The sequence below is a fragment of the Kitasatospora sp. NPDC058048 genome, from assembly GCF_042885555.1.
GTDB classification, from domain to species: domain Bacteria; phylum Actinomycetota; class Actinomycetes; order Streptomycetales; family Streptomycetaceae; genus Kitasatospora; species Kitasatospora lactacystinica.
Genome location: NZ_JBHVRT010000003.1, coordinates 111,935 through 135,164, shown reverse-complemented (window position 1 = coordinate 135,164; position 23,230 = coordinate 111,935). Strand labels below are relative to the sequence as shown.

11 protein-coding genes and 1 pseudogene are annotated in these 23,230 nt (G+C 73.8%); 6 read left to right on the top strand and 6 right to left on the bottom strand.

The annotated features are described in order from the left end of the window. Position 1 precedes the first annotated feature (1 nt). Positions 2 to 2,149, top strand: coding sequence for a 3-hydroxyacyl-CoA dehydrogenase NAD-binding domain-containing protein (locus tag ACFVVA_RS04335; protein ID WP_387685567.1), 2,148 nt, complete (start codon positions 2 to 4; stop codon positions 2,147 to 2,149). Between the two features lie 188 nt (positions 2,150 to 2,337). Here the strand turns inward: ACFVVA_RS04335 and ACFVVA_RS04330 are convergent, their stop codons facing one another. The 3 genes from ACFVVA_RS04330 to ACFVVA_RS04320 all read right to left on the bottom strand — a co-directional run bounded on the left by ACFVVA_RS04330 (position 2,338) and on the right by ACFVVA_RS04320 (position 7,443). After that, positions 2,338 to 3,864, bottom strand: a complete 1,527-nt coding sequence (locus ACFVVA_RS04330) for an ArnT family glycosyltransferase (protein ID WP_387685565.1) — start codon at positions 3,862 to 3,864, stop codon at positions 2,338 to 2,340. Positions 3,865 to 4,012: 148 nt separating this feature from the next. Then, positions 4,013 to 5,920 (bottom strand): 1-deoxy-D-xylulose-5-phosphate synthase, encoded by a 1,908-nt coding sequence (dxs, locus tag ACFVVA_RS04325; protein ID WP_359910914.1) that lies wholly within the window; start codon positions 5,918 to 5,920, stop codon positions 4,013 to 4,015. Positions 5,921 to 6,264: 344 nt separating this feature from the next. Continuing rightward, positions 6,265 to 7,443 carry an ROK family protein gene (locus ACFVVA_RS04320; RefSeq protein ID WP_387685562.1) on the bottom strand — a complete coding sequence of 393 codons (1,179 nt, stop codon included), beginning with the start codon at positions 7,441 to 7,443 and terminating at the stop codon, positions 6,265 to 6,267. Between the two features lie 482 nt (positions 7,444 to 7,925). Here ACFVVA_RS04320 and ACFVVA_RS04315 point away from each other — a divergent pair, with 482 nt between their 5' ends. Together ACFVVA_RS04315 and pepN are read left to right on the top strand one after the other, a co-directional pair. Next, on the top strand, positions 7,926 to 9,590 hold the full coding sequence (locus ACFVVA_RS04315) for a PQQ-binding-like beta-propeller repeat protein (protein WP_387685560.1): 1,665 nt from the start codon (positions 7,926 to 7,928) through the stop codon (positions 9,588 to 9,590). Between the two features lie 244 nt (positions 9,591 to 9,834). After that, positions 9,835 to 12,414: an aminopeptidase N gene (gene pepN, locus ACFVVA_RS04310; RefSeq protein WP_387685558.1), complete on the top strand. Its 2,580-nt coding sequence runs from the start codon at positions 9,835 to 9,837 to the stop codon at positions 12,412 to 12,414. Positions 12,415 to 12,513: 99 nt separating this feature from the next. Here pepN and ACFVVA_RS04305 read toward each other — a convergent pair whose 3' ends face one another. Continuing rightward, positions 12,514 to 12,744, bottom strand: a complete 231-nt coding sequence (locus tag ACFVVA_RS04305) for a hypothetical protein (protein WP_387685556.1) — start codon at positions 12,742 to 12,744, stop codon at positions 12,514 to 12,516. Between the two features lie 20 nt (positions 12,745 to 12,764). Continuing rightward, on the bottom strand, positions 12,765 to 14,927 hold the full coding sequence (malQ, locus tag ACFVVA_RS04300; RefSeq protein ID WP_387685553.1) for a 4-alpha-glucanotransferase: 2,163 nt from the start codon (positions 14,925 to 14,927) through the stop codon (positions 12,765 to 12,767). A 381-nt stretch (positions 14,928 to 15,308) separates the two neighbouring features. On the opposite strand from malQ, the gene ACFVVA_RS04295 reads away from it, so the two are divergent. After that, positions 15,309 to 19,274, top strand: coding sequence for a beta-N-acetylglucosaminidase domain-containing protein (locus ACFVVA_RS04295; RefSeq protein ID WP_387685551.1), 3,966 nt, complete (start codon positions 15,309 to 15,311; stop codon positions 19,272 to 19,274). A 316-nt stretch (positions 19,275 to 19,590) separates the two neighbouring features. Here the strand turns inward: ACFVVA_RS04295 and ACFVVA_RS04290 are convergent. After that, positions 19,591 to 20,094, bottom strand: a pseudogene (locus ACFVVA_RS04290) (HNH endonuclease); the annotation flags it as partial. Positions 20,095 to 20,588: 494 nt separating this feature from the next. Between ACFVVA_RS04290 and ACFVVA_RS04285 the strand changes: the two are divergent. Both ACFVVA_RS04285 and ACFVVA_RS04280 read left to right on the top strand, forming a co-directional pair. Further along, a complete protein-coding gene (locus ACFVVA_RS04285; RefSeq protein ID WP_387685549.1) occupies positions 20,589 to 21,764 on the top strand; it encodes a mechanosensitive ion channel family protein in 1,176 nt (391 codons plus the stop codon). Positions 21,765 to 22,009: 245 nt separating this feature from the next. Then, complete coding sequence (locus tag ACFVVA_RS04280) at positions 22,010 to 23,200, top strand: ROK family protein (protein ID WP_387685547.1); 1,191 nt, start codon at positions 22,010 to 22,012, stop codon at positions 23,198 to 23,200. The last annotated feature ends 30 nt before the right edge of the window (positions 23,201 to 23,230 follow it).

Below are 23,230 nucleotides of genomic sequence, written 5' to 3'. Positions count from 1 at the left end.
CATGGCCAACACCACTGAGCTGCTGACCCGCGGCGCCGAGCTCTTCCCGGGCGAGGTCGTCACGACCGCGCACGTCCGCCACCTCGACCTGCCGCTGCAGGCCGGCCGGCTGGCCCTGATCACCCTGGACAACGGCTTCGACCACACCAAGCCGACCACCTTCGGCCCGGGCTCGCTGCTCAAGCTGAACGAGGCGCTGGACCAGGTCGAGGCCGAGGCCGCCGAGGGCGCGATCGTCGGTGCCGCGATCACCGGCAAGCCGTTCATCTTCGCGGTCGGCGCCGACCTCAAGGGCGTCGAGCTGCTCACGGAGCACGCGGACGCGCTGGCCATCGGCAAGGGCGGCCACGACGTCTTCAAGCGGATCGCCTCGCTGCCCGTCCCCACCTTCGCCTTCTACAACGGCGCGGCGATGGGCGGCGGCGTCGAGGTCGGCCTGCACTGCGACTACCGCACGGTGTCGGCGGGCGTCCCGGCCTTCTCGCTGCCCGAGGTCTTCCTCGGCCTCGTCCCCGGCTGGGGCGGCTGCACCATCCTGCCGAACCTGGTGGGTGCTGGTAACGCCGTCAAGGTCATCATCGAGAACTCGATGAACCAGAACAAGCAGCTCAAGGGCAAGGACGTGTTCGAGCTGGGGATCGCCGACGCGATCTTCGAGCCGGCCGACTTCCTGGAGCAGTCGCTGCTCTGGGCCGCCAAGGTCCTCAAGGGCGACGTCGTCGTCGAGCGCGAGGCGATCGACCGCGGCAAGGCCTGGGACGACGCCGTCCTCTGGGGCCGCATGGTCGCCGACGCCAAGGTGCACGGCGCCGCTCCGGCCGCGTACCGGGCGCTGGACATCATCGCCGCCGCCAAGGACTTCGACCTCGCCGACAAGGCGAGCCTGCAGGCCGGCTTCGACGCCGAGGACACGGCCCTGGCCGACCTCATCATGAGCGGCGAGCTGCGCAGCGGCATCTACGCCTTCAACCTGGTGCAGCGCCGGGCCAAGCGCCCGGTCGGCGCGCCGGACAAGTCGCTGGCCCGCCCGGTCACCAAGGTCGGCGTCGTCGGCGCCGGTCTGATGGCCTCGCAGCTGGCGCTGCTGTTCGCCCGCCGTCTGGAGGTGCCGGTGGTCCTCACCGACATCGACCAGGCGCGTGTCGACAAGGGCGTCGGCTACGTCCACGCCGAGATCGACAAGCTGCTCGGCAAGGGCCGGATCAGCCAGGACAAGGCCAACCGCCTCAAGGGCCTGGTCTCCGGCTCGCTGGACAAGGCCGCCGCCTTCGGCGACGCGGACTTCGTCATCGAGGCCGTGTTCGAGGAGATGGGCGTCAAGCAGGCCGTCTTCGCGGACCTGGAGAACGTGGTCTCGCCGACCTGCGTGCTGGCGACCAACACCTCCTCGCTGTCGGTCACCGAGATGGCCTCGAAGCTGAAGCACCCCGAGCGGGTCGTCGGCTTCCACTTCTTCAACCCGGTCGCGATCCTGCCGCTGCTGGAGATCGTCCGCGGCGACAGCACCGACGACGCCGCGCTGGCCACCGCCTTCGCCGTGTCGAAGAAGCTGAAGAAGACCTCGGTGCTCTGCAAGGACGCCCCGGCGTTCGTGGTGAACCGGATCCTGACCCGCTTCATGGGCGAGATCCAGGGCATCATCGACGAGGGCACCCCGATCGCCGACGTCGAGAAGGCCGTCGAGCCGCTCGGCCTGCCGATGTCCCCGATCGTGCTGCTGGAGCTGGTCGGCCCGGCCATCGCCCTGCACGTCTCGGAGACCCTGCACGGCGCCTTCCCGGAGCGGTTCACCGTCTCGGAGAACCTCGCCAAGGTGGTCAAGGCCGGCAAGCGCGGCTTCTACACCTGGACGGACGGGCAGCAGGTCCTCGACCCCGAGGTGCTGGAGCTGCTCTCCTTCGGCGACTCGGTGCTCACCGAGGAGCAGGTCCGCGCCCGCGCCCTGGACGCCGTGGCGCAGGAGATCGGCCTGATGCTGGAGGAGGGTGTCGTCGCCGAGGCGCAGGACATCGACCTCTGCATGATCACCGGTGCCGGCTGGCCCTTCCACCTGGGCGGGATCACCCCGTACCTGGACCGTGAGGGCGTCTCGGAGCGGGTGAACGGCAAGACCTTCCTCGCCCCCGGCGTGGCCTCGGTGCCCGCCTAGGCGCGGCCCGTACCCGGAACACGGAGGAGCCCCGGTGACCAGCTGGTCACCGGGGCTCCTCGGTGTGTACGGGGTTGCCGCCGGGGCACGCTGTGTACGGGGTTGCCGCCGAGACGGGGCTGTGCACGGCGTCGCCGCTGGAGCGGGTGTGGACGGCGCTGCCGCCCGGCCGCCCGGACGCGGGCGTCTCAGTGCTTGAGGCGGTAGACCACGGTGTCGGCGAAGACGCCGACCATCTCGTAGTGGGTGTCCAGCAGGTTCTCGATCCGGGGGACCATGACCGGCTGGTACGGGGCGATGCCGGAGTCGTCGACCACGACCTCGGGCAGGCCGTTGGCCAGCTCCTTGTCGAAGGTCTGCCAGGCGTTGGCGACGCTGAACTGCTCGCCGACGTTCTGGTTGCCGTCCTTGCCGCCGCTGTAGTTGGTGAGGAAGCCCGCGGTCAGGTAGCGGGTGGCGGGCTTGCGGTCGGCCAGCCAGTACAGCTCGGGGTGCATGCCCCAGACCAGGACGGTGTCCTTGGGGGTGGTCTGGGCGGCGACGGCGGTGGCGACCTCGGTGGTGCGGTTGAGCCGCTCCCCCGGCCAGGCCAGTGCCAGGCTCCAGAACACCGTGGCGGCGACCGTGGTGTACGCCAGGACGGGCTTCCAGCGGATCGCCGAGGTGGCGATCGCCCCGGTGCCCAGCAGCACCAGCGGCGGCATCAGCTGGAGGTAGTAGTGGCCGAAGAAGTGGAAGCCCACGCTGACCGCGACCACCGAGGAGAGCAGCCAGACCCACAGGTCGGTGGTCGAGCCGTGCTCCTCGCCGGCCACCGGCAGCGGGCGGTGGCGGTACTTGAGCCAGAGCCTGCGCCCGACCGGGAGCAGGAACCCCAGGCCGGCCCCGACCAGGATGGCCGAGTTGCCGAGGGCCCGGCCGAGCATCTGGAGCCAGGCTCCGCCGAAGGAGGCGTAGTCGCCGCTGCCGGTGACCACCCAGAAGAGGAAGCCCTTGGGCTTGGTGAGGATCACCGCGACCAGCGCTATCGGCAGGGTGAAGCCGAACCCGATCTTGAACAGCGCGGGCGGCCAGCGCACCCCGCGCCGACGGGTGTCCTGGAAGAGCATCCAGAGCACCGGCAGCAGCACCGCGCCGCCGGTCTGCTTGGTCAGTGAGCACAGGGCGACCGCGATGCCCGCGGCCAGCCAGCGGCGCCGTTCGGCGTACCGGAAGGCGGCCACCATGGCGGGCAGCATGAAGACCTCGAAGGTCGCCGCCTGGGTGTCCTCCGGGGAGAGCCCGATGGAGACCAGCAGGTAGAGCAGTCCGGCCCCGGCCCCGGCCCGGTTGCCCCAGCGGCCGCGGGCGATCGAGGCCAGCAGGATCGCCGTGACCAGGTGGGCCACCACCGCCAGGGTGCGCAGCGGCCAGAGCGAGGCTGAGCCGAAGACCGCGAAGCAGGCCTGGTAGAGCCAGGGCAGCAGCGGGGGCTTGCGGTCCACCACGGTGTCGTACAGCACGCCGCCGTCCGCCAGCATCCGGGCCTGGGTCGCCAGGAAGCCCTCGTCCGGGCTCCAGACGGGCCGGGCGAAGGAGGGGATGTGGGTGACCAGCGCGACCAGCGCGAGCACCGGCACCAGCCTGGTCCAGTACCCGGTCAGCAGACGGGTACGGACGCGCTCGGGCAGGCGCTCGGCCAGTCCGGTGAGGCGGAGGCGGGTGGGGGTCGGCACGGATGACAACCTACCGGGCGGGATCGGCGCCGATGGCGCCGGTCCCGCCTTTCAGTGCGATTGTCAGCTTGTTCCGTGACGAACTGTTACGGAGTTACGACAAATGGTCGTCAACGGAGCGGGACCGCTCCGCTCGGACGGCCTCCGGTCAGGCCTCGACCGGCGCCGCGTCCAGCTTGGCGACCAGCGCCGTCACCTTTCGGGCGATGTCCGGGGCGTTCAGGCCGATCTCGGCCAGGATCTCGGCCCGGCTGGCGTGGTCCAGGAACTCCTGCGGGATGCCGAAGTCGCGCACCGGCAGGTCCACGTCCGCGTCCCGCAGCGCCTGCGCCACGGCCGCGCCGACGCCGCCCACCCGGCCGTTGTCCTCGATGGTGACGACCACCCGGTGCTCGGCCGCCAGGCCCGGCAGGGCCCGGTCCACCGGCTTGACCCAGCGCGGGTCCACCACGGTGGCGGTGATGCCCCGGGCGGCCAGCAGGTCGGCGACCTCCAGGCTGGTGGGGGCCATCGCACCGACCGAGACGATCAGCACGTCGGCGCGGTGGGCGCCGGAGGGCTCCTCGGCGGCGCGCAGCACGTCCATGCCGCCGATCCGGCCGACCGCGGGGACGGCCGGGCCGACCGTGCCCTTGGAGTAGCGGACCACGGTCGGGGCGTCCTTGACCTCGACGGCCTCGCGCAGCTGGGCGCGGACCTGCTCGGCGTCGCGCGGGGCGGCCAGCCGCAGGGACGGGATGAGCTGCAGCATCGACATGTCCCACATGCCGTTGTGCGAGGCCCCGTCGTCACCGGTGACGCCGGCCCGGTCCAGGACGAAGGTGACGCCCAGCCTGTGCAGGGCGACGTCCATCAGCACCTGGTCGAAGGCCCGGTTGAGGAAGGTCGCGTAGACCGCGAACACCGGGTGCAGGCCGTTGGTGGCCAGGCCGGCCGCGCTGGTGACGGCGTGCTGCTCGGCGATGCCGACGTCGAAGATGCGGTCCGGGAAGGCCTCGGCGAACGGGGCCAGGCCCACCGGGTGGAGCATGGCGGCGGTGATGCCGACGATGTCCTCGCGCTCGTGGCCGAGCGCGACCATCTCCTCGGCGAAGACCGAGGTCCAGCTCCGCCCGCCGCCGCTCTGGATCGGCAGGCCGGTCTCCGGGTGGATCTTGCCGACCGCGTGGAAGCGGTCCTCGTCGTTGTTCTCGGCGGCGTGGTAGCCGCGGCCCTTCTCGGTGAGGCAGTGCACGATCACCGGGCCGCCGAAGCCGCGCGCCTTGGTCAGCGCGGACTCCAGGGCGGTCATGTCGTGGCCGTCGATCGGGCCGATGTACTTGAGGCCGAGGTCCTCGAACATGCCCTGCGGGGCGATGAAGTCCTTGAGGCCCTTCTTGGCGCCGTGCAGCGTCTCGAACAGCTGCTGGCCGACCACCGGGGTGCGCTGGAGCGCGTCCTTGCCCCAGGACAGGAACCGCTCGTAGCCCTGGGTGGTGCGCAGGGTGGCGAGGTGGTTGGCCAGGCCGCCGATGGTCGGCGAGTACGAGCGCTCGTTGTCGTTGACGACGATGACGAGCGGGCGGTCCTCGGCGTCGGCGATGTTGTTCAGCGCCTCCCAGGCCATGCCGCCGGTGAGCGCGCCGTCACCGATGACGGCGACGACCGGGTCGTTCTTGCCCAGGATCTGGTTGGCCTTGGCCAGGCCGTCGGCGTAGGAGAGGACGGTGGAGGCGTGCGAGTTCTCGATCACGTCGTGCTCGGACTCGGCGCGGGACGGGTAGCCGGACAGGCCGCCCTTCATCCGTAGCCGGGAGAAGTCCTGGCGGCCGGTGAGCAGCTTGTGGACGTAGCTCTGGTGGCCGGTGTCGAAGAGGATGCGGTCGCGCGGCGAGTCGAAGACCCGGTGCAGCGCGATGGTCAGCTCCACCACGCCGAGGTTGGGCCCGAGGTGGCCACCCGTCTTGGAGACCTCGGTCACCAGGAAGGTCCGGATCTCCTGGGCCAGTGCGGCCAGCTGTCCGGGCGTGAGCCGGTCGAGATCGCGCGGTCCCCGAATGCGGGTCAGCAGGGCCACCCGTTCCTCCTCGTTCAGTGTTCGCGGACCACGGAAAGTCCGACGGGCGTCGCTGCCCGGTCCGGTGCCACGCCGGCGGTCCCGGCCGGGGCCGACCGGTCGAGTCTAATGTCCGCCTCCCGGACGCCGAGCGGCGCGCCCGGTGCCACGGTTCGGTTACCGCCATTCCGGGAGGTCGGGCGGGGGAGGCGGGTCACGCCGGATTGACGCACTGGCGTTCGACCATGCTTATCCGGGCGGAGCCGACCGTCCGGGACGGGACGTTCAGGACGGGACGTCCGGGACGCCCCCGTCCACGGTGCGCCGGCCACGGTGCGCCGACCGAGGTGCGCCGGCCGGCGGCGTCAGGCGCGGCCGAGCGGGCCGGACTCCCCCATCTCGCTCATCACCAGGGCCAGCGCCCCGAGCACCTCGGCCCGGCCGCCGAGCGTGCCGGGGACGACCGAGAGCTGACGGGCGGCGCTCGGGATCGCGTAGCGGGCCACCGAGTCGCGGATCGGGGCGAGCACCAGCTCGCCGGCCTCGGCGAGGTCCCCGCCGAGGATCACCCGGCGCGGGTTGAGCAGGTTGCACAGGGTGGCGACGCCGGTGCCGATCTGCCGGCCCGCGTCGGCGATCACCCGGCGGCAGCCGAGGTCGCCCTGCTGGGCCAGCTCGACCACCCGGGGCAGGCTGAGGTCCGGGCCGAGGGTGGGGACGAGCAGCGAGAGCAGGTAGCGGGAGCCGACGAAGGTCTCCAGGCAGCCACGGTTGCCGCAGCGGCAGACCGGCCCGGCCTCGTCCAGGGTGATGTGCCCGATCTCACCCGCGGTGCCGCCCGGCCCGCGGTAGATCTGCCCGTTCACCACCAGCCCGGCGCCGACGCCGCTGGCGACCTTGATGTAGGCGAGGTCGCTCAGCCCGCGGCCGGCGCCCCAGACCAGCTCGCCGAGCGCGCCCAGGTTGGCGTCGTTGTCCACGTGCACCGGCATGCCGAGCCGCTCGGTCAGCTCCCGGCCCGGGGCGATGCCCGTCCAGCCGGGCAGGATCGCGGTGGAGCCGAGCGCGCCGGTCTCCAGGTCGATCGGGCCGGGCACCCCGAGGCCGACGCCGATCACCTTGTCGGGGCGGAACCCGGCCTGCGCCAGCAGCCGCTCGACCATCGCCTCGGCGCGGTCGAAGCCCTGCTGGGCGGAGACGTCGACGTCGATCGGGGCGCTCTCCTCGGCCAGCACCCGGTGGGCCAGGTTGCCGACCGCGACGCGCAGGTGGGTGTGGCCGAAGTCGATGCCGACCACGATGCCGGCGTCCCCGCTGAGCGAGACGCTGCGCGCGCGGCGGCCGCCGGAGGAGGTGTCGGCGACCACGACGGTGCCGCTCTCCTTCAACTCCCGCACGATGTTGGACACGGTGGCCGCGGACAGTCCGGTGCCGCGGGCGATCTCGGCCTGGGTCAGCGAGCCGGCCATCCGCACCGCGCGGAGCACCCGTTCCAGGTTCGCCCGGTGCAGCGACGACTGCGAGCCCGGTGTGTCCGTCGACATGATCCACCCTCCCAGGGCGGGGACCCCTCCGCCGGGCGTCCCCTTCAACTCCTGAAGGGTACGGCCCGGGGGCCCGGGCAGGGGTCCCGGCCGGTGGTCCCGGCCGGGGCGGGCGGGGCCCCGGGCGCGGACGGCGGCCGACCGGCGCGGACCGGAGCGCCGGGGCGCGGGCGTGGCGGCGCGGTGATCGGGGGGTGAAGGTGTTGCGCGGCCCGGACCTGCGGAGACGGGGATCGGCTCTCCTGGCGGCGGCCGAAAACGACACACCATTAGCATGGTGCCCAATTCTCACCCGTCCCCTCGGAGCCGTGGACGGCACCGGCAAGGGGACGCTTCCAGACATGACGGGGAATCAGATGGCAGGGGATCACCCTACGCCGGGGTCAGGCGAAACGCCCGGCAACGGTCCGCAGGACAACCGGGGCGTCTCGTTCGGGCGCCCGCCGGGCGGCGGTGTGGATCCGGCCGCCGTCGCGGACCAGATGACGCAGCTCGACGGCGCGGCCGTCCCGGGCCCGGCCGCGCCCGCGGGCCCGCCGCCCGCCCAACCGCCGACGCCGCCCGCGCAGCCGCCCGCCGGCAGCCCGGAGTACGCGGCGTACGCGCCGACCGCGGCCGGGTTCCCCAGCCAGGCCCCGCCGCCGCCCGGCGCCGCCCCGCTCGGCCCGTACGACCCGGTCCCCGGTTCCCCGTACGGCGCCCCGAACGCCGGGCAGGCCTACAACACCGGCGGCTACAACTACCCGCAGCAGCAGCCCGGGTACAGCTACCCCGTCGCGCCCGTGCCGCCCAAGCAGCGCAACCCCGTGATGCTGTGGGGCGGGATCATCGGCGGTGTGCTGGCGATCTCGATCGTGGTCGCCCTGGTCGTCCTGCTCAAGGACCCCGACCCGTCCCCCGACCCGGCCCCGGGCCCGGTCGCCGCAGACAGCGGCGGCACCACCGACAACGGCGGCACCAGCAGCGGCCCGACCCCCGGCCCCGGGCCCAAGGGCGGCAGCTACAACGTCGCCTGGAGCGTCCCCAAGCCGGCCGGCGCCGACACCTCGACCCAGCTGCTCGGCGTCTGGGGCACCGACAAGCTCGCCGTGCGCGTCGACGGTTCGGGTATCAAGGCCTACAACCTGAGCGACGGCAAGGAGGCCTGGACCGTTCCCGTCCCGGCCGGCAGCAAGGAGCTGTGCACCGCCTCCTACGGCGCCAACTCCAAGGGCGTCGCCGCCGTCTCCTTCAACACCGGTGACAGCGACTGCTCCACCGTCGGCGCCGTCGACCTGACCCAGGGCAAGCTGCTCTGGAGCGTCAAGGTCTCGGCCGACCGGATGTCCTCGCCGACCCTCAGCGTCACCGAGAACGTGGTCGCCGTCGGCGGCAACATGGTCGGCGCCCTGAACATCGCCAACGGCCAGCCGGCCTGGCAGTTCCAGCCGCGCGACAAGGACTGCTCCGTGCGCGGCAAGGCGGCCGGCGTCCAGATCGCGGTCAGCGACCGCTGCTACGGCACCACCGGCCCGAAGTCGCAGCTGGTCGTCGTCAACGCCGAGACCGGCAAGCCGACCAGCGCCCCGATCACCCTCACCGGCAGCATCGAGCAGGTCGACTCGGTCGTCCAGGACAAGCCGCTGGTGCTGCTGATGTCCAGCGGCCCGCAGGGCGACTACATCCTGCCGTTCGACAAGGACAACAAGCCGGGCAACCAGATGTCCGTCAAGGAGCCCGGTGCGGACAGCCTGCGCCTCTCCGGCCAGGACGAGGCCGTCACCCGCAACGTGGTCAGCGGCACCACGCTGTACGTCCAGGTCAGCGGCGGCAAGCCGGGCATCAACGCCTACGACCTGACCACCGGCAAGCGGCTGTGGGCGGCCACCTCCGGCTCGACGAGCAACGACATGCGCCTGGTGGCCGGGACCGACAAGGACGGCAAGGTCCGCGCGGTCGTCGACCAGGGCTACAACAAGCCGGCCCGGCTGGTGACGCTCTCGCCGACCGACGGCTCACTGTCCGACCTCGGCACCATGACCATGCCGAGCAGCATGGGCATCGGCAGCAGCAGCTCCGAGTACCTGATCTCGGACGACGGCGCCGCGGTCTACGCGTTCCGCCGCTTCAGCGCCAGCGACGGTCCGCTGACCAAGTGGAAGAAGTGACGCCGGGCCGACGAACCGACCGGTGCCCCGGGCGAACCGGTTGACCGGGGTGACCGGGTTGACGACCGGGGTGACCGGGGTGACGACCGGGTGACGACCGGGGCATGACCCCTCGTCGCGGACCACGCGGGCGGGGCGGGAACGGGCTGATCGCCCGGGCCCGCCCCGCCCGCGATTTTTCGGCCGCCCCGTCCGTTGGACGTGCGAGGATTCGGAGCATCAGTCTGACAAAGGAGTGCAGCGAGTGCCCGGCACAAACCTGACCCGTGAGGAGGCCCGCACCCGGGCCGACCTCCTCCACGTGGACGCGTACGACATCGAGCTCGACCTCGGTTCGGCCCGTGAAGGCGGTACCTTCCGGTCCACCACCGTGGTCCGGTTCACCGCCACCACCCCCGGCGCGGAGACCTTCATCGACCTCGTCGCCCCGAGCGTCGAGGAGGTCGTCCTCAACGGCGTGCGGCTCGACCCGGCGAGCTTCGCCGACAGCCGCATCCCGCTGCCGGGCCTGGCGGCCGAGAACGAGCTGCGGGTCGTCGCGACCTGCGAGTACACCAACACCGGTGAGGGCCTGCACCGGTTCGTCGACCCGGTCGACGGCGAGACCTACCTGTACACCCAGTTCGAGGTGCCGGACGCCCGCCGGGTCTTCGCCAACTTCGAGCAGCCCGACCTGAAGGCCGCGTTCGCGTTCACCGTGACCGCGCCGAACGGCTGGGTCGTGGTCTCCAACTCGCCGACCCCGGAACCGGTCGGCGAGGGCGACACCCGGGTCTGGACCTTCGAGCCCACCGGCCGGATCTCCAGCTACATCACCGCGCTCGTCGCCGGCCCGTACGTCGGGGTCTTCGACACCTACGAGAACGGCGAGCAGAAGGTGCCGCTGGGCGTCTACTGCCGGCCCTCGCTGCGCGAGTTCCTGGACCCGGAGGCCGTCTTCGAGGTCACCAAGCAGGGCTTCGACTACTTCCAGGAGAAGTTCGACTTCCCGTACCCGTTCGCCAAGTACGACCAGCTCTTCGTCCCGGAGTTCAACGCCGGCGCGATGGAGAACGCGGGCGCCGTCACCCTGCGCGACCAGTACGTGTTCCGCTCCAAGGTCACCGACGCCGCCTACGAGGCCCGCGCCGCGACGATCCTGCACGAGCTCGCCCACATGTGGTTCGGCGACCTCGTCACCATGGAGTGGTGGAACGACCTCTGGCTGAACGAGTCCTTCGCGACCTACGCCGAGGCGGTCTGCCAGGCCGAGGCCCCCGGCTCCAAGTGGCCGCACTCCTGGACCACCTTCGCCAACCAGATGAAGACCTGGGCGTACCGGCAGGACCAGCTGCCGTCCACCCACCCGATCATGGCGGAGATCAACGACCTGGAGGACGTCCAGGTCAACTTCGACGGCATCACCTACGCCAAGGGCGCCTCGGTGCTCAAGCAGTTGGTGGCGTACGTCGGCCAGGACGCGTTCTTCCAGGGCGTGCAGGCGTACTTCAAGCGCCACGCCTGGGGCAACACCCGGCTCAGCGACCTGCTCGGCGCCCTGGAGGAGGCCAGCGGCCGCGACCTCAAGGCCTGGTCCAAGGCCTGGCTGGAGACCGCCGGCATCAACGTGCTGCGGCCCTCGATCACGGTGAACACCGACGGCGACATCGAGTCCTTCGCGGTGCTCCAGGAGGCCCCCGCGCTGCCCGCCGGCGCCAAGGGCGAGGCCGTGCTGCGGCCGCACCGCATCGCGATCGGCGTGTACGAGCTGAACGGCGACGCGCTGGTGCGCACCGACCGGATCGAGCTGGACGTCGACGGCCCGCGCACCGAGGTGCCGGAGCTGGTCGGCCGCCACCGCCCGGCCGTCGTGCTGCTGAACGACGACGACCTCTCGTACGCCAAGATCCGGCTCGACGAGGACTCGCTGGCCGTCGTCACCGAGCACCTCGGCGGCTTCGCCGACTCGCTGCCGCGCGCGCTGTGCTGGGCCTCCGCCTGGGACATGACCCGCGACGGCGAGCTGGCCGCCCGCGACTACCTGGCGCTGGCGCTGTCCGGCATCGGGCGCGAGAGCGACATCGGCGTGGTGCAGTCCGTGCACCGCCAGGTCAAGCTCGCCCTCGACGCCTACGCCGACCCGCAGTGGCGCGAGCAGGGCCTCGACCGCTGGGCCGCCGCCGCGGAGGAGCACCTGCGCGCCGCCGAGCCCGGCAGCGACCACCAGCTGGCCTGGGCCCGCGCCCTCGCCTCGGTCGCCCGTACGGACGGTCAGCTGGGCCTGCTCGCCGGGCTGCTGGACGGCTCGGTCGAGATCAAGGGCCTCGCGGTCGACACCGAGCTGCGCTGGACCCTGCTGGTGCGCCTCGCCGCCACCGGCCGGGCCGACGAGGCCGCCATCGCCGCCGAGCTGCAGCGGGACAACACCGCGGCCGGCCAGGAGCACGCGGCCACCTGCCGCGCCGCCCGGCCGACCGCCGAGGCCAAGGCGCAGGCCTGGGCGTCGGTGGTGGAGTCCGACAAGCTGACGAACTATGTGCAGGAGGCCGTCATCGCCGGCTTCCAGCAGTCCGACCAGCGCGAGCTGCTCGCGCCGTACGCGGCGAAGTACTTCGCGGCGGTCAAGGGCGTCTGGGAGACCCGCAGCCACGAGATCTCGCAGCAGATCATCGTCGGGCTGTACCCGGCCCTGCAGGTAACGGCCGCGACCCTGGAGGCCACGGACGCGTGGCTGGCCTCGGCCGAGCCGGCGCCGGCGCTGCGGCGCCAGGTCGTCGAGGCGCGGGCGGGCGTCGAGCGCGCCCTCAAGGCCCAGGACGCCGACCGTGCGGCGGGGGCCCGCTGACGGTGCGCTAACAGCCGAAGGGGCGCCGGACGGGATCGTCCGGCGCCCCTTCGGGGTCGTGCGGGTCCTGGTGGACGCGGCGCTCGCCTCTACGAGGAGCTACTTCTTCTTGGCCTTGCTGCCGTACGGCATACCGGCCAGGGCGGCGATGATCGCGAAGGCGACGAGCGGGACCACCACGTACAGGCCGATGGTCTCACCGACACTCAGGCCGGAACCCGGGTCGTCACCGTCGTCCCTGGTGAAGGCCATGGCGGGCGACGACAGCAGCATCATCAGCGTGACCGTTGCGCTGACCGCGCCGGCTCGCAAAGCATTCCTCTTGTCCACGTTTCCAACTTACCCGCCGCTTACGGGACGGCGCGCGTCGGGGTCCGCCTGGCGGAGTCGGGCAGGGAGCCGGGCAGGAAGTCGGGCAGGGCGAGGAGCTGGGCCAGCAGCCCGGCGGCGGGGGCGGTGGCGAGGCGTTCCAGGGTGACCGGCCCGCCGGAGCCGTCGGCGACCGGCAGGCGCCAGTTCGGGTACTGGTCCCAGGTGCCGGGCAGGTTCTGCGGGCGCGGGTCGCCGACCAGGTCCGGCAGCCAGACCCCGACCAGCTCCGCCGGGGTGGCCCGCAGGAAGCGGTACAGCACGGGCATCGTCAGCGGCTCGTCCGGGCCCAGCAGCCCCAGCCCGGCCAGCTCGGCCCGCCAGTCCGCCAGCTCCGCCGCCGCCTGTTCCTGCTCCTCCCCCAGCGGCCGGGCCAGCAGGCCCAGCCGGTGCCGCAGCTCGACGTGCTCGCCGGAGAGCCGGGCCGCGGTGCTGGGCAGGTCGTGGGTGGTGAGGGTGGCCAGGCAGCCCGGCCGCCAGCGGTCCGGGCCGAGGATCGCGCCGCCGGCCTGCCAGTCCCGCTCGAACCAGAGCACGGACGTACCCAGCACCCCGCGCTCCGCCAGCTCCTCCCGCACACCCGGCTCCACCGTGCCGAGGTCCTCGCCGATCACCGCCGTACCGGCCCGGTGCGCCTCCAGCGCCAGCACCCCGAGCATCGCCTCCGCGTCGTAGCGCACGTACGCGCCCTCGGTCGGCGGATGGCCCTTCGGCACCCACCAGAGCCGGAACAGGCCCATGACATGGTCGATCCGCAGCGCCCCGGCATGCCGGGCGGTGGCCCGCAGCAGCTCCGCGAACGGGGCGTAACCGGCCTCGGCGAGCGCGTCCGGGCGCCAGGGCGGCAGGCCCCAGTCCTGGCCGTGGGCGTTGAAGGCGTCCGGCGGGGCGCCGACCGAGATGCCGTCGGCCAGCACGTCCTGCAGCGCCCACGCGTCCGCGCCGTCCGGATGGACGCCCACGGCCAGGTCGTGGATCAGACCGACCGGCATGCCGGCCCCGCGGGCGGCCCGCTGGGCGTGGGCGAGCTGCTGGTCGACCTGCCAGGCGAGCCAGCGGTGGAACTCGACCCGCTCCGCGAGCTCCTTCTCCGCCTGCTCGACCTGTGCGCCGTCCGGGTGACGCAGGCCCTTCGGCCAGTGCTGCCGGTCCGGGCCGTGCTCCTCGGCGAGGGCGTTCCACAGGGCGTGCCGGCGCAGCCACTCGCCCTCACGGCGCAGGTACGCCTCGTACTCGGCCTGGCGGCCGGGGCCGCGCGGCACCTCGTGCAGCAGCTCCAGGGCCTCGCGCTTGAGCTGCCAGATGGCGTCCCGGTCGATCAGCGCGTCGTGGCCGAGGACCTCCTCGCGCAGCCGGGCGGCGCGCCGGGCCGGCTCCTCGGCCCTTTGCCGTTGCTCTGCGGTCAGGTACGCGTACTCGGGGACGTCCTCGACCCGCAGGTGCACCGGGTCGGCGAAACGGCGCGAGGACGGGCGGTACGGGGACGGGTCGGAGGGAGCGCCGGGAAGCGCCTGGTGCAGCGGATTGATCTGCACGAAGCCCGCGCCGAGGCCCGCCCCCGCCCACCGGGCCAGCTCGACCAGGTCGCCGAGGTCGCCCATGCCCCACGAGCGCTCGGACAGCACCGAGTACAGCTGGGCGAGGAACCCCCAGCTGCGGCCGGGCAGCTGGGGCAGCCGCTCGGGGACGACGATCAGCGCGGCCCTCGCCGTCCGTTCGCCGCTCCGCGCCGTGAGCACGTGACGCCCCAGCGGCAGGTCCCCCGGCACCCAGTGCGAGTGCCCCCGCGGCAGCTCCCAGCTGCCCCCGTCCTCCAGCTCCACCCGCAGCCGGGCGTCCGCCGGCACGTCCAGCGCCGCCCGCCTCCCCTGCCGCACCACCACGCACGGCGGCAGCAACCGGGCCCGCTGCCCGGCCCGGTGACGCTCCAGCGCCTCCCGCGCCTCCTGCGGCGTCCCGGCCGCCACCCCCATCGCCCCCAGCACCGCGACCAGCGTCCGCGCCCCCACCGTCTGCCCGCCGGCCCCCGGGTACCGGGTGTCCACCCCGTACGCCTGCGCCAGCGCCACCAGTTCGGCGGGCGGCGGCGGAGCGTCCTGCGCCGGCACCTGCTCGGCTCCGTCACTGTCGTGGTAAGCGGCCACTCGCGGCTCCTGCGATGTCTCGGCAACGCCCGGTCGGGACAGCCACAGTCCTACCCGCGTGACACCACGATCACCCAGCGCGACACGACGGTGCCGGACGGAACGGCCGGGGGATCAGGCCGACCGCGATCAGGGCCGGCAGCCACCGGCGCGGTGACGGTGGAACCATCCGCTGTTCCTTCCCCCCGGCCACGATTGACACGGTGTCGCATCGTGACGCCGATTCTGCTGGTCACGGCCGCTCCGCACCAGGGGTCGGCCCCGGCCTCCACAAGGGAATGAAGCAGGGCAATCCAGGCGTAGCTGTCGGTGACATTGACACCGGATTGGCCAGCTGGTGGGGTTGCCGGGATGTGGTTCCGGCCTGGCGAGGAGGCTCCTGTGCAAGCCCGAGTGTCCGTTGCGGCCGGGCGGCGGCTGCGGTCGCAGTTGGAGCAGAGTCCGGCGTTGCGGGAGGTGCTGCAGCACCCCGCGGCGGTGGTGGCGCGGCGGGCGACGGCGCGGACGTGCCGTCAGCTGGCGCCGCGGACGGCGGACCGGCTGATCGCCGACCTCAAGGGCACGGAGCCGCTGCTGGCCTCGGTGCGCGAGGAGCGGGCGGATCGGGCCGGGCGGGCCGCGGGCCGGCCGGGGCGGCGGACGATGCAGATCGCGGCCGGGGTCGCGGCCGCGGCGGTGGTCGGCGGGCTGCTGGCCGGCTCGTTGCCGTCGACGGCGTACGCGGCGGCTTCGGCGGTCTCGGCGCCGGACGCGGTGAGCGCCGCGCCGCAGACGCCGCTGGGCAGCGTGACCGACCCGAGGGTGTTCCCGAAGCCGCAGCAGCAGACGGTGGCGGGCAAGCCCGTCACGGTGCCGTCGGCCGTGACGGTGGTGACCGCGCCCAAGGTGGACCAGGGCGCGGTGCGGGCCGTGCACGAGGTGCTGGAGGTCGCCGGGGCGCGCGATGTGACGCCGCAGCCGGACGGCGGGACGCCGGCCGCCGGTTCGCTGGTGGTGTACGTCGGCGGGCCCGCCGAGGGCGCTGGCGGCGAGGTGGACCGGGTGCTGCGGCAGCTGTCCGCGGCGGCCGGCGGCAAGGACGGCACCGGGCCGACGACCGCGGGGATGCCGGCCGGCGGGTACGTGCTGTCGGCCGGTCAGCTGCCCGCCCAGGGCGGCGGCACGTACGGCGCCGTGGTGCTGGCCGGCGTGGACGCCACCGGCACCTTCTACGCCGCGCAGAGCCTGCGTCAGCTGCTCGCCGCCGTACCGGCCGGGCAGGGGCAGGCGCCCGGTGCGGCCGGGCTCGGCCTGCCCGGGGTCACGCTGCGGGACTGGCCGACCGGCGCGCCGGTGCGCGGCACCGCGGAGGCCTTCTACGGCACCCCGTGGACCGCCCAGCAGCGCCTGGAGCAGGTCGACTTCCTGGGCCGCTCCAAGCAGAACTTCTACCTCTACGCCCCCGGTGACGACCCGTACCGTCTTTCCCGCTGGCGCAACGCCTACCCCGCCGCCCAGGCCGAGGAGTTGCGCGAACTGGGCTTCCGGGCGCGGCAGAACCACGTGGTGCTCGGTTACGCGATCGACCCGGGGCAGTCCTTCTGCTTCAGCTCCGGCAAGGACGTGGACGCGCTGGTGAAGAAGCTGGACGGGCTGCGGGGGCTCGGTTTCACCGCCTTCCAGCTGCAGTTCCTGGACGTCAGCTACGACGAGTGGCACTGCGGCGACGACCGCGACGAGTACGGCACCGGGCCCGCCGCGGCCGCCAAGGCGCAGGCCGCGCTGGTGCGGAAGGTGCAGGACCGGCTGATCGCGCGGAACCCGGGCCTGGCGCCGCTGTCCGTCGTCCCCACCGAGTACCACCAGCAGGGCTCCACCCCGTACCGCAAGGCGCTGGCGGCGGCGCTGCCGGAGGGCGTGCAGGTGGCCTGGAGCGGGGTCGGGGTGATCCCGGAGAAGATCACCGGTGCCCAGGCCTCGGACACCGCCGGGCTGTACGGGCGCCCGCTGCTCACCATGGACAACTACCCGGTCAACGACGCCACCCCGGACCGGCTCTTCCTCGGCGCCTACACCGGGCGCGACCCGGAGGTGGCCACCCGCTCGGCGGTGCTGCTGACCGGCGCGATGCAGCAGCCGGTGGCCTCCCGGATCGCCGTCTCGACGGCCGGCGACTTCGCCTGGAACCCGGCCGGGTACAAGCCGGAGGAGTCCTGGCAGGCCGCCGTGCGCTCGCTGGCCGGGCTGACCGGCGCCGCCCCGACGCCCGCCGGGACGGCGCTGTCCGCGGTCCTCGCGCTGGCCGGCAACAGCACCTCCTCGCCGCTGTCCAAGCAGGAGTCCGGCTATCTGACGCCGCTGCTGGACCGGTTCTGGGCGGCCGCCGAGCCCACCTCCGGCGCCACTCCCGACCTCGCCCGGCTGATCGAGGCCGCCGCCCCGCTGCGGGAGGCCCTCGCCGCCATGGCCACCGCCCAGCAGACCCTGGCCGGCACCCCGGCCACCGCCCAGCTGGCCGGCGAGGCCGCGCCCTGGCTGGGCCCGCTGCGCGACTACGGGCTGGCCGGGCAGGCCGCCCTCGACATGGTGCTGGCGCAGCACGGCGGCGACGGCGCCGCGGCCTGGAAGGCCCGGGTCGAGCTCAACCGGCTGCGCGAGCAGCTGGACCGGGCCCCGGCCACTGTCGGTGCCGGGGTGCTCGGCCCGTTCCTGGACCGCGCCGTGCGCGCCGCCGACAACTGGGCGGGCGTGGGCGGCGGCGGGCTCACCCCGACCACCACCATGGGCACCGCGCAGGACCACCTGCCCGCGCTGATGACCGACGGCGTGGCCGACACGTTCTACTGGAGCTCCGCTCCCCCGCAGCCCGGCGACGCGGTCGGCCTGGACCTCGGCGCGGGCCGCCCGGTCAGCGGCGTGACCGTGCTGATGGGCGGCTGGGGCAACGGCCCGGACGCCCGGTCCGCCGCGGACGACTACATCCGCGACGGGGTGCTGGAGTACTCGACCGGCGAGGGAGGCTGGAAGCAGCTCGCCACTGTCAGGAACCAGAGGACGGTCAGCGCCCAACTGCCGCCGGGCACCGTGGTGCGGGCGGTGCGGCTGCGGGCCACCGCCGCGCAGAAGACCGCCGTCGCGGTGCGCGAGTTCACCGTCACCGCCCCGGACGAGTCGCCGGCCAGCGTCAGCGGCGGTCCCGACGCGGCGCCCGGTTCCTCCGCCGCCGCCGTGCTGGACGGCAACCCGGACACCGCGTACCGGGCCGCCAAGGCGCCGACCGCGCTGGACGAGCCGCTGGTCGTCGAGCTGGGCGCGGCCCGCCCGCTGGACCGGCTCACCGTGCTGACCGACCCGGCGGTGCGCGCCACCGCCACCGTCGCGGTGCGCCGGGCCGACGGCACCTGGGCCGACATCGGCACCGTGCAGCCCGGCTACAACGAGCTGCCGGCCGGCGGGCAGCCGGCCGACGCGTTCCGGCTGACCTGGAAGCCCGGCGGCGACCCGCCGGTGGTCAACCAGGTGATCCCGTGGTACTCGGACGCCCCGGCGGCCCGGCTGAGCCTCTCCGACCCGGCCCTGGACGTGGTCACCGGCGCCTCCGCGCCGGTGACGACCCGGGCCACCGTGGAGGCCGGCCGCCCCGAGGGCACCACCGGCGAGCTGCGCACCGAGGTGCCGGCCGCCGCGAAGGGCCTGACCGTGACCCCGGCCGGCCCGGTGACCGTGCCGCGCGGCGGCCGGGTGGGCGTGCCGCTGCTGGTGGGCGCCTCCGCGGAGACGCCGTCCGGGACGTACCGGGTGCCGGTGCAGTTCGTGGCCGGCACCACCACCGTCCGGCAGGTGCTCCAGGTGCACGTGGTGCCGCCCACCGGCGGTCCGGACCTGGCGGCCGGCGCGAAGGCCACCTCCTCGGGCGACGAGACGGCGAACTTCCCGGCCTCGGCGGTGACCGACGGCGATCCGAAGACCCGCTGGTCCTCGCCGCCCAAGGACGACGCCTGGGTGCGACTGGAGCTGCCGCAGGCGACCCGGCTGGGCGCGGCGGTGCTGCACTGGCAGGCCGCGTACGCCGCCTCGTACCGGATCCAGGTCTCGGCGGACGGGAACTCCTGGACGGACGCCGCGACGGTGGACAACGGCAAGGGCGGCGACGAGACGGTGCGCTTCGACGCGCCCGGGGTCCGGTACGTCCGGGTGCAGGGCGTGGCGCGGGCGACCAAGTACGGCTACTCGCTGTGGGGTGTCGAGCTGTACGCCGTGACCCCGCCGGCCGCACCGCAGCCTCCGGCAGGGCAGCCCGCCCAGCCCGTCCAGCCCGGCGGCGTGCCGGGCGTCCCCGCGGCGCCCCCGGCGGCCGCCAAGCCGTAGCCGCCAAGCCGTAGCGGCCGGGTCGGGCCCGGCGGTGGAGGCCTCGGACGGGGAGGCCTCGGAAGAGGCGGCCCCGGAACGCGGCGGGCCGCCGGCTCCCCGGTGCGGGGGGCTCGGCGGCCCATGAGGCGCGTACCGACGGTGTGACGGGCGGGCCCTTGTGGAGCTGGGGTCAGGCGGAGAGCGGTTCGGGCTGCTCGCCGCGGCGGACGGGGGCGGGGTGGCCGGGGTGCGCCCGGCCGAGCGGGACGGGGTGGACCGGCTGCTCGGTATGGTCGCGGTGCTCGTACTCGCCCCACTGCGGGGCGCGCAGCTGGTCGCCGCCGCCGTAGGGCTCCAGGTAGGGCCGCCACCGCGGGTCCTTGATCCCGGTGCCGATGATGCGCCAGGCCAGGCCGCTGGGCGGCGCGGGTGGTCGTTTCATCCGCCAGCCGAGTTCGGTGAGGTGGCGGTCGGCCTTGGTGTGGTTGCAGCGGCGGCAGGCCGCCACGACGTTGTCCCACCGGTGCTGGCCACCGCGGCTGCGCGGGATGACGTGGTCGACGCTGGTGGCGGCGGCCCCGCAGTAGACGCAGCGGCCGTGGTCGCGGGCGAACAGCGCCCGGCGGGTGAGCGGGACGGGCCCGCAGAAGGGGACCCGCACGAAGCGGGTCAGGCGGACGACGGACGGCGCCGGAAGGGCGCTGGTGGCGCTGTGCAGAGTGACTCCCGAGTCCTCCAGGCTGACCGCCTTGTGGTTGAGGACCAGGATGAGTGCGCGGCGCATCGATACGACGCCGAGTGGCTCGTAGGACGCGTTGAGGACCAGGACATGCGGCACGGATGCCTCCTTGGACGCCTGCGGCGCGTGGCTCGCGCCGGGACGAGCGGTTGGATCGCGCCACGCGTGCGCGATCTCCCCCAGTGTCGCCTTACGCCTTTGTACGGCGCCACCACTCCTGTGTAACGGACCTGACGTGAACTCCGGGTGTGGTCTCTGTCATAGCCGGTATGCCCGGGGGAAGGTCGGGTTGCACCCGGGTGGCGGTGCGGCGCGCCCCGGTGACCCTGCCGGGTGGCCCTCCGGGGGCAGGGTTCGGCCGTCCGGAGCAGTGTCCCGACTGCCCTGGAGGGCCTCGGCGCCCGGGTGCGGGGGGAGCGTACGGGGGCGTTGACGGGGCGTTCGGGACGCTCCGTACGCCCGCGGGCACGCTCGTGGGAGGTTCCCGGCCGGTCCGGGCGGGCATGCGGCGGCGGATAGGCTGACGCTCACGGTCCGCGGGCCGCTCCTCGGCGGTGCGGGCCCGCCACTCACCCGGCAAGGAAGGCCTGCACGTGTTCAGCTCCGGTGCCACCGGTCCGTCCGACGCGTCCTCGACGCTCACCACTCCGACGCCGGCCCCAAGCCCCACCGCGCAGCTGCCCGAGCTCGACCTGCGGATCCCGACCAGCGCGCAGGAGGTCTCCGAGACCACCCGGCAGGCCGCCAGCTGGTTCGACACCCACTGGCAGGGCTGGCTGGCCTCGGGGCTGCGGATCGTCTTCATCATCGTGCTGTCCCTGGTGCTGCGGGCCGTGGTGCGCAAGCTCATCACCCAGCTGATAGGGCGGATGGCGCGCACCTCCGAGCACCAGGAGGAGAGCCGGCTGGGCGGGCTGCTGGCCAACACCGGGGTGGTGAACACCGAGCGGCGCCAGCAGCGTTCGGAGGCGATCGGCTCGGTGCTGCGCAGCGTCGCCTCCTTCACGATCCTGGGTACGGCGGCGCTGATGGTGCTGTCCGCGCTGGGGGTCAATCTGGCACCGCTGCTGGCGAGCGCCGGTGTGGCCGGTGTGGCGATCGGTTTCGGCGCCCGCAACCTGGTCACGGACTTCCTCTCCGGGGTCTTCATGATCATGGAGGACCAGTACGGCGTCGGCGACGAGATCGACACCGGGGTGGCCACCGGCACCGTGCTGGAGGTCGGCCTGCGGGTCACCAAGCTGCGCGGGGCGAACGGCGAGATCTGGTACATCCGCAACGGCGAGGTGAAGCGGATCGCCAATATGAGCCAGGGCTGGGCGACCGCCTCGGTGGACGTGCAGGTCGGGTACAAGGAGGACCTGCTCCGGGTCGAGGACCTGATCCTGGCCACGGCCGAGGAGATGGCCAAGGAGGCCCCGTACGACGAGCTGGTCTGGGCGCCGGTGTCGATCCTGGGCGTGGAGTCGGTCGCCTCGGACTCGGTGGTGCTGCGGATCGAGGCCCGGACCGCCCCGGGCAAGGCGGCCGCCGTCTCCCGGGCGCTGCGCCAGCGGCTGAAGGCGGCCTTCGACCGGGCCGGGATCAAGGTCAAGGAGGAGGTCCCGGCGGCCGCCGCCGGGGCGACCGGCGTGGTGATCGCGCCCTCGCCGGTGCCGGCCGCCGAGCAGGCCGCGCCGTCCGCGCTGGCCGACCCGGCCTCGCCGCGCTACCGGGCGACCGAGCCGATCCCGGCGGCGAAGGGGGCGGACGACGCGGCGAAGCCGTAGCCCGGCGACCGTACGGACACGACGCAAGCCCCGCTCCCGGTACGCCGGGTGCGGGGCTTGCGTCGTGTCCGGTAACGCTTCGGCATCCTCCGCTCCACCCACCATTGACACTCCGCCGACACGGCCCTACGGTCCTTCCCAAGCGACTGGAAAGTTTCCTAACAGTTCGTCCGAAGCCCGCCCGCTCCCCGCTCCGGGGACACCCGCGGACCGTCCCGACCAGCCGAAAGGGGAGGATTCCGGGCATGACCAAGAACACCGCCAGGGCCCCCCTCGCCGGCACCCCCAGCCTGCTGCGCGCCATCAACGACCGTGCCGCCCTCGAACTCCTGCTGGAGAACGGGCCGCTCTCGCGCACCCAGATCGGCTCCCTCACCGGGCTGTCCAAGCCCACCGCCTCCCAGCTGCTGGCCCGGCTTGAGGCGGCCGGGCTGGTCCTGCCGGTCGGCACCACGGCGGGCGGCCCCGGCCCCAACGCCCGGCTGTACCAGGTGAATCCGGCCGCCGGGTACGTCGCCGGACTGGACGTCACCAACAGCGAGATCCGGGTCGCCGTCGCCGACATCACCGGCACCACGCTGGCCGAGCACACCGTGCCCACCAAGGGCGTCCCGGCCGCCGGGACCGTCCCGGCCGTCGCCACCGCGGTGGCCGAGGCCGTCCGGGCCGCCGGCCTGCCCGAGGGCGTCCTGCGCACCGCCGCGATCGGCGTCGGCGGCGCCCCCGACCCGGTCACCGGCAAGCTGCGCTACGCCTCCCACCTGCCGGGCTGGCACTCGCCGAGACTCGTCGAGGAGCTGACCGAGGCGATCGGCGCGCCGGTGTCGATCGAGAACGACGTGAACCTGGCCGCCGTCGCCGAGCGCTCCTCGGGCGCCGCGGCCGGTTTCGAGGACTTCGTCCTGCTCTGGGCCGGGGCGGGGGTCGGCGCGGCGATCGTGATCGCCGGGCGGCTGCACCGCGGCTTCACCGGCGGCGCCGGGGAGGTCGGCTACATGCCGCTGCCCGACTCGCCGGTCGAATGGGACGCCCGCCGCCGCAAGTTCGGCGGGTTCCAGGCCCTGGTCGGCACTCCCGCCGTCCGGGCCCTGGCCCGTGAGCACGGGCTCGGCGCGGCCACCGCGCAGGAGTCCATCGCCAAGGCGCTGGCCCTCCCGGGCGCCGGCGACGCCTTCCTCGCCGAGCTGGCCGGGCGGCTCGCCGTCGGGCTGGCGGTGATCGTCGCCGTCGTCGACCCCCAACTGGTGGTCCTCTCCGGCGTGGTGCCGAGCGCCGGCGGCGAGCGGCTGCGCGCTCTCGTCGAGGACGAACTGGCACGGATCTCCATCGCCCGGCCGGAGGTCCGCAGCAGTGCCCTGTCCGGCTCACCGGTCCTGCTCGGCGCCCTGCAACGTGCCCTGTCCGACGCCCGCGAGGCGGTCTTCTCCACCCACTGACGCTCCCCCTGTCACCTCGCCACCTGCACC

What these genes read in the sequence shown, in the direction of transcription:
- ACFVVA_RS04335 (WP_387685567.1), top strand. Translation starts at nt 2, where the DNA reads ATGGCCAACACCACTGAGCTGCTGACCCGCGGCGCCGAGCTCTTCCCG.
- ACFVVA_RS04320 (WP_387685562.1), bottom strand. Translation starts at nt 7,443, where the DNA reads ATGTCGACGGACACACCGGGCTCGCAGTCGTCGCTGCACCGGGCGAAC.
- ACFVVA_RS04315 (WP_387685560.1), top strand. Translation starts at nt 7,926, where the DNA reads ATGACGCAGCTCGACGGCGCGGCCGTCCCGGGCCCGGCCGCGCCCGCG.
- ACFVVA_RS04280 (WP_387685547.1), top strand. Translation starts at nt 22,010, where the DNA reads ATGACCAAGAACACCGCCAGGGCCCCCCTCGCCGGCACCCCCAGCCTG.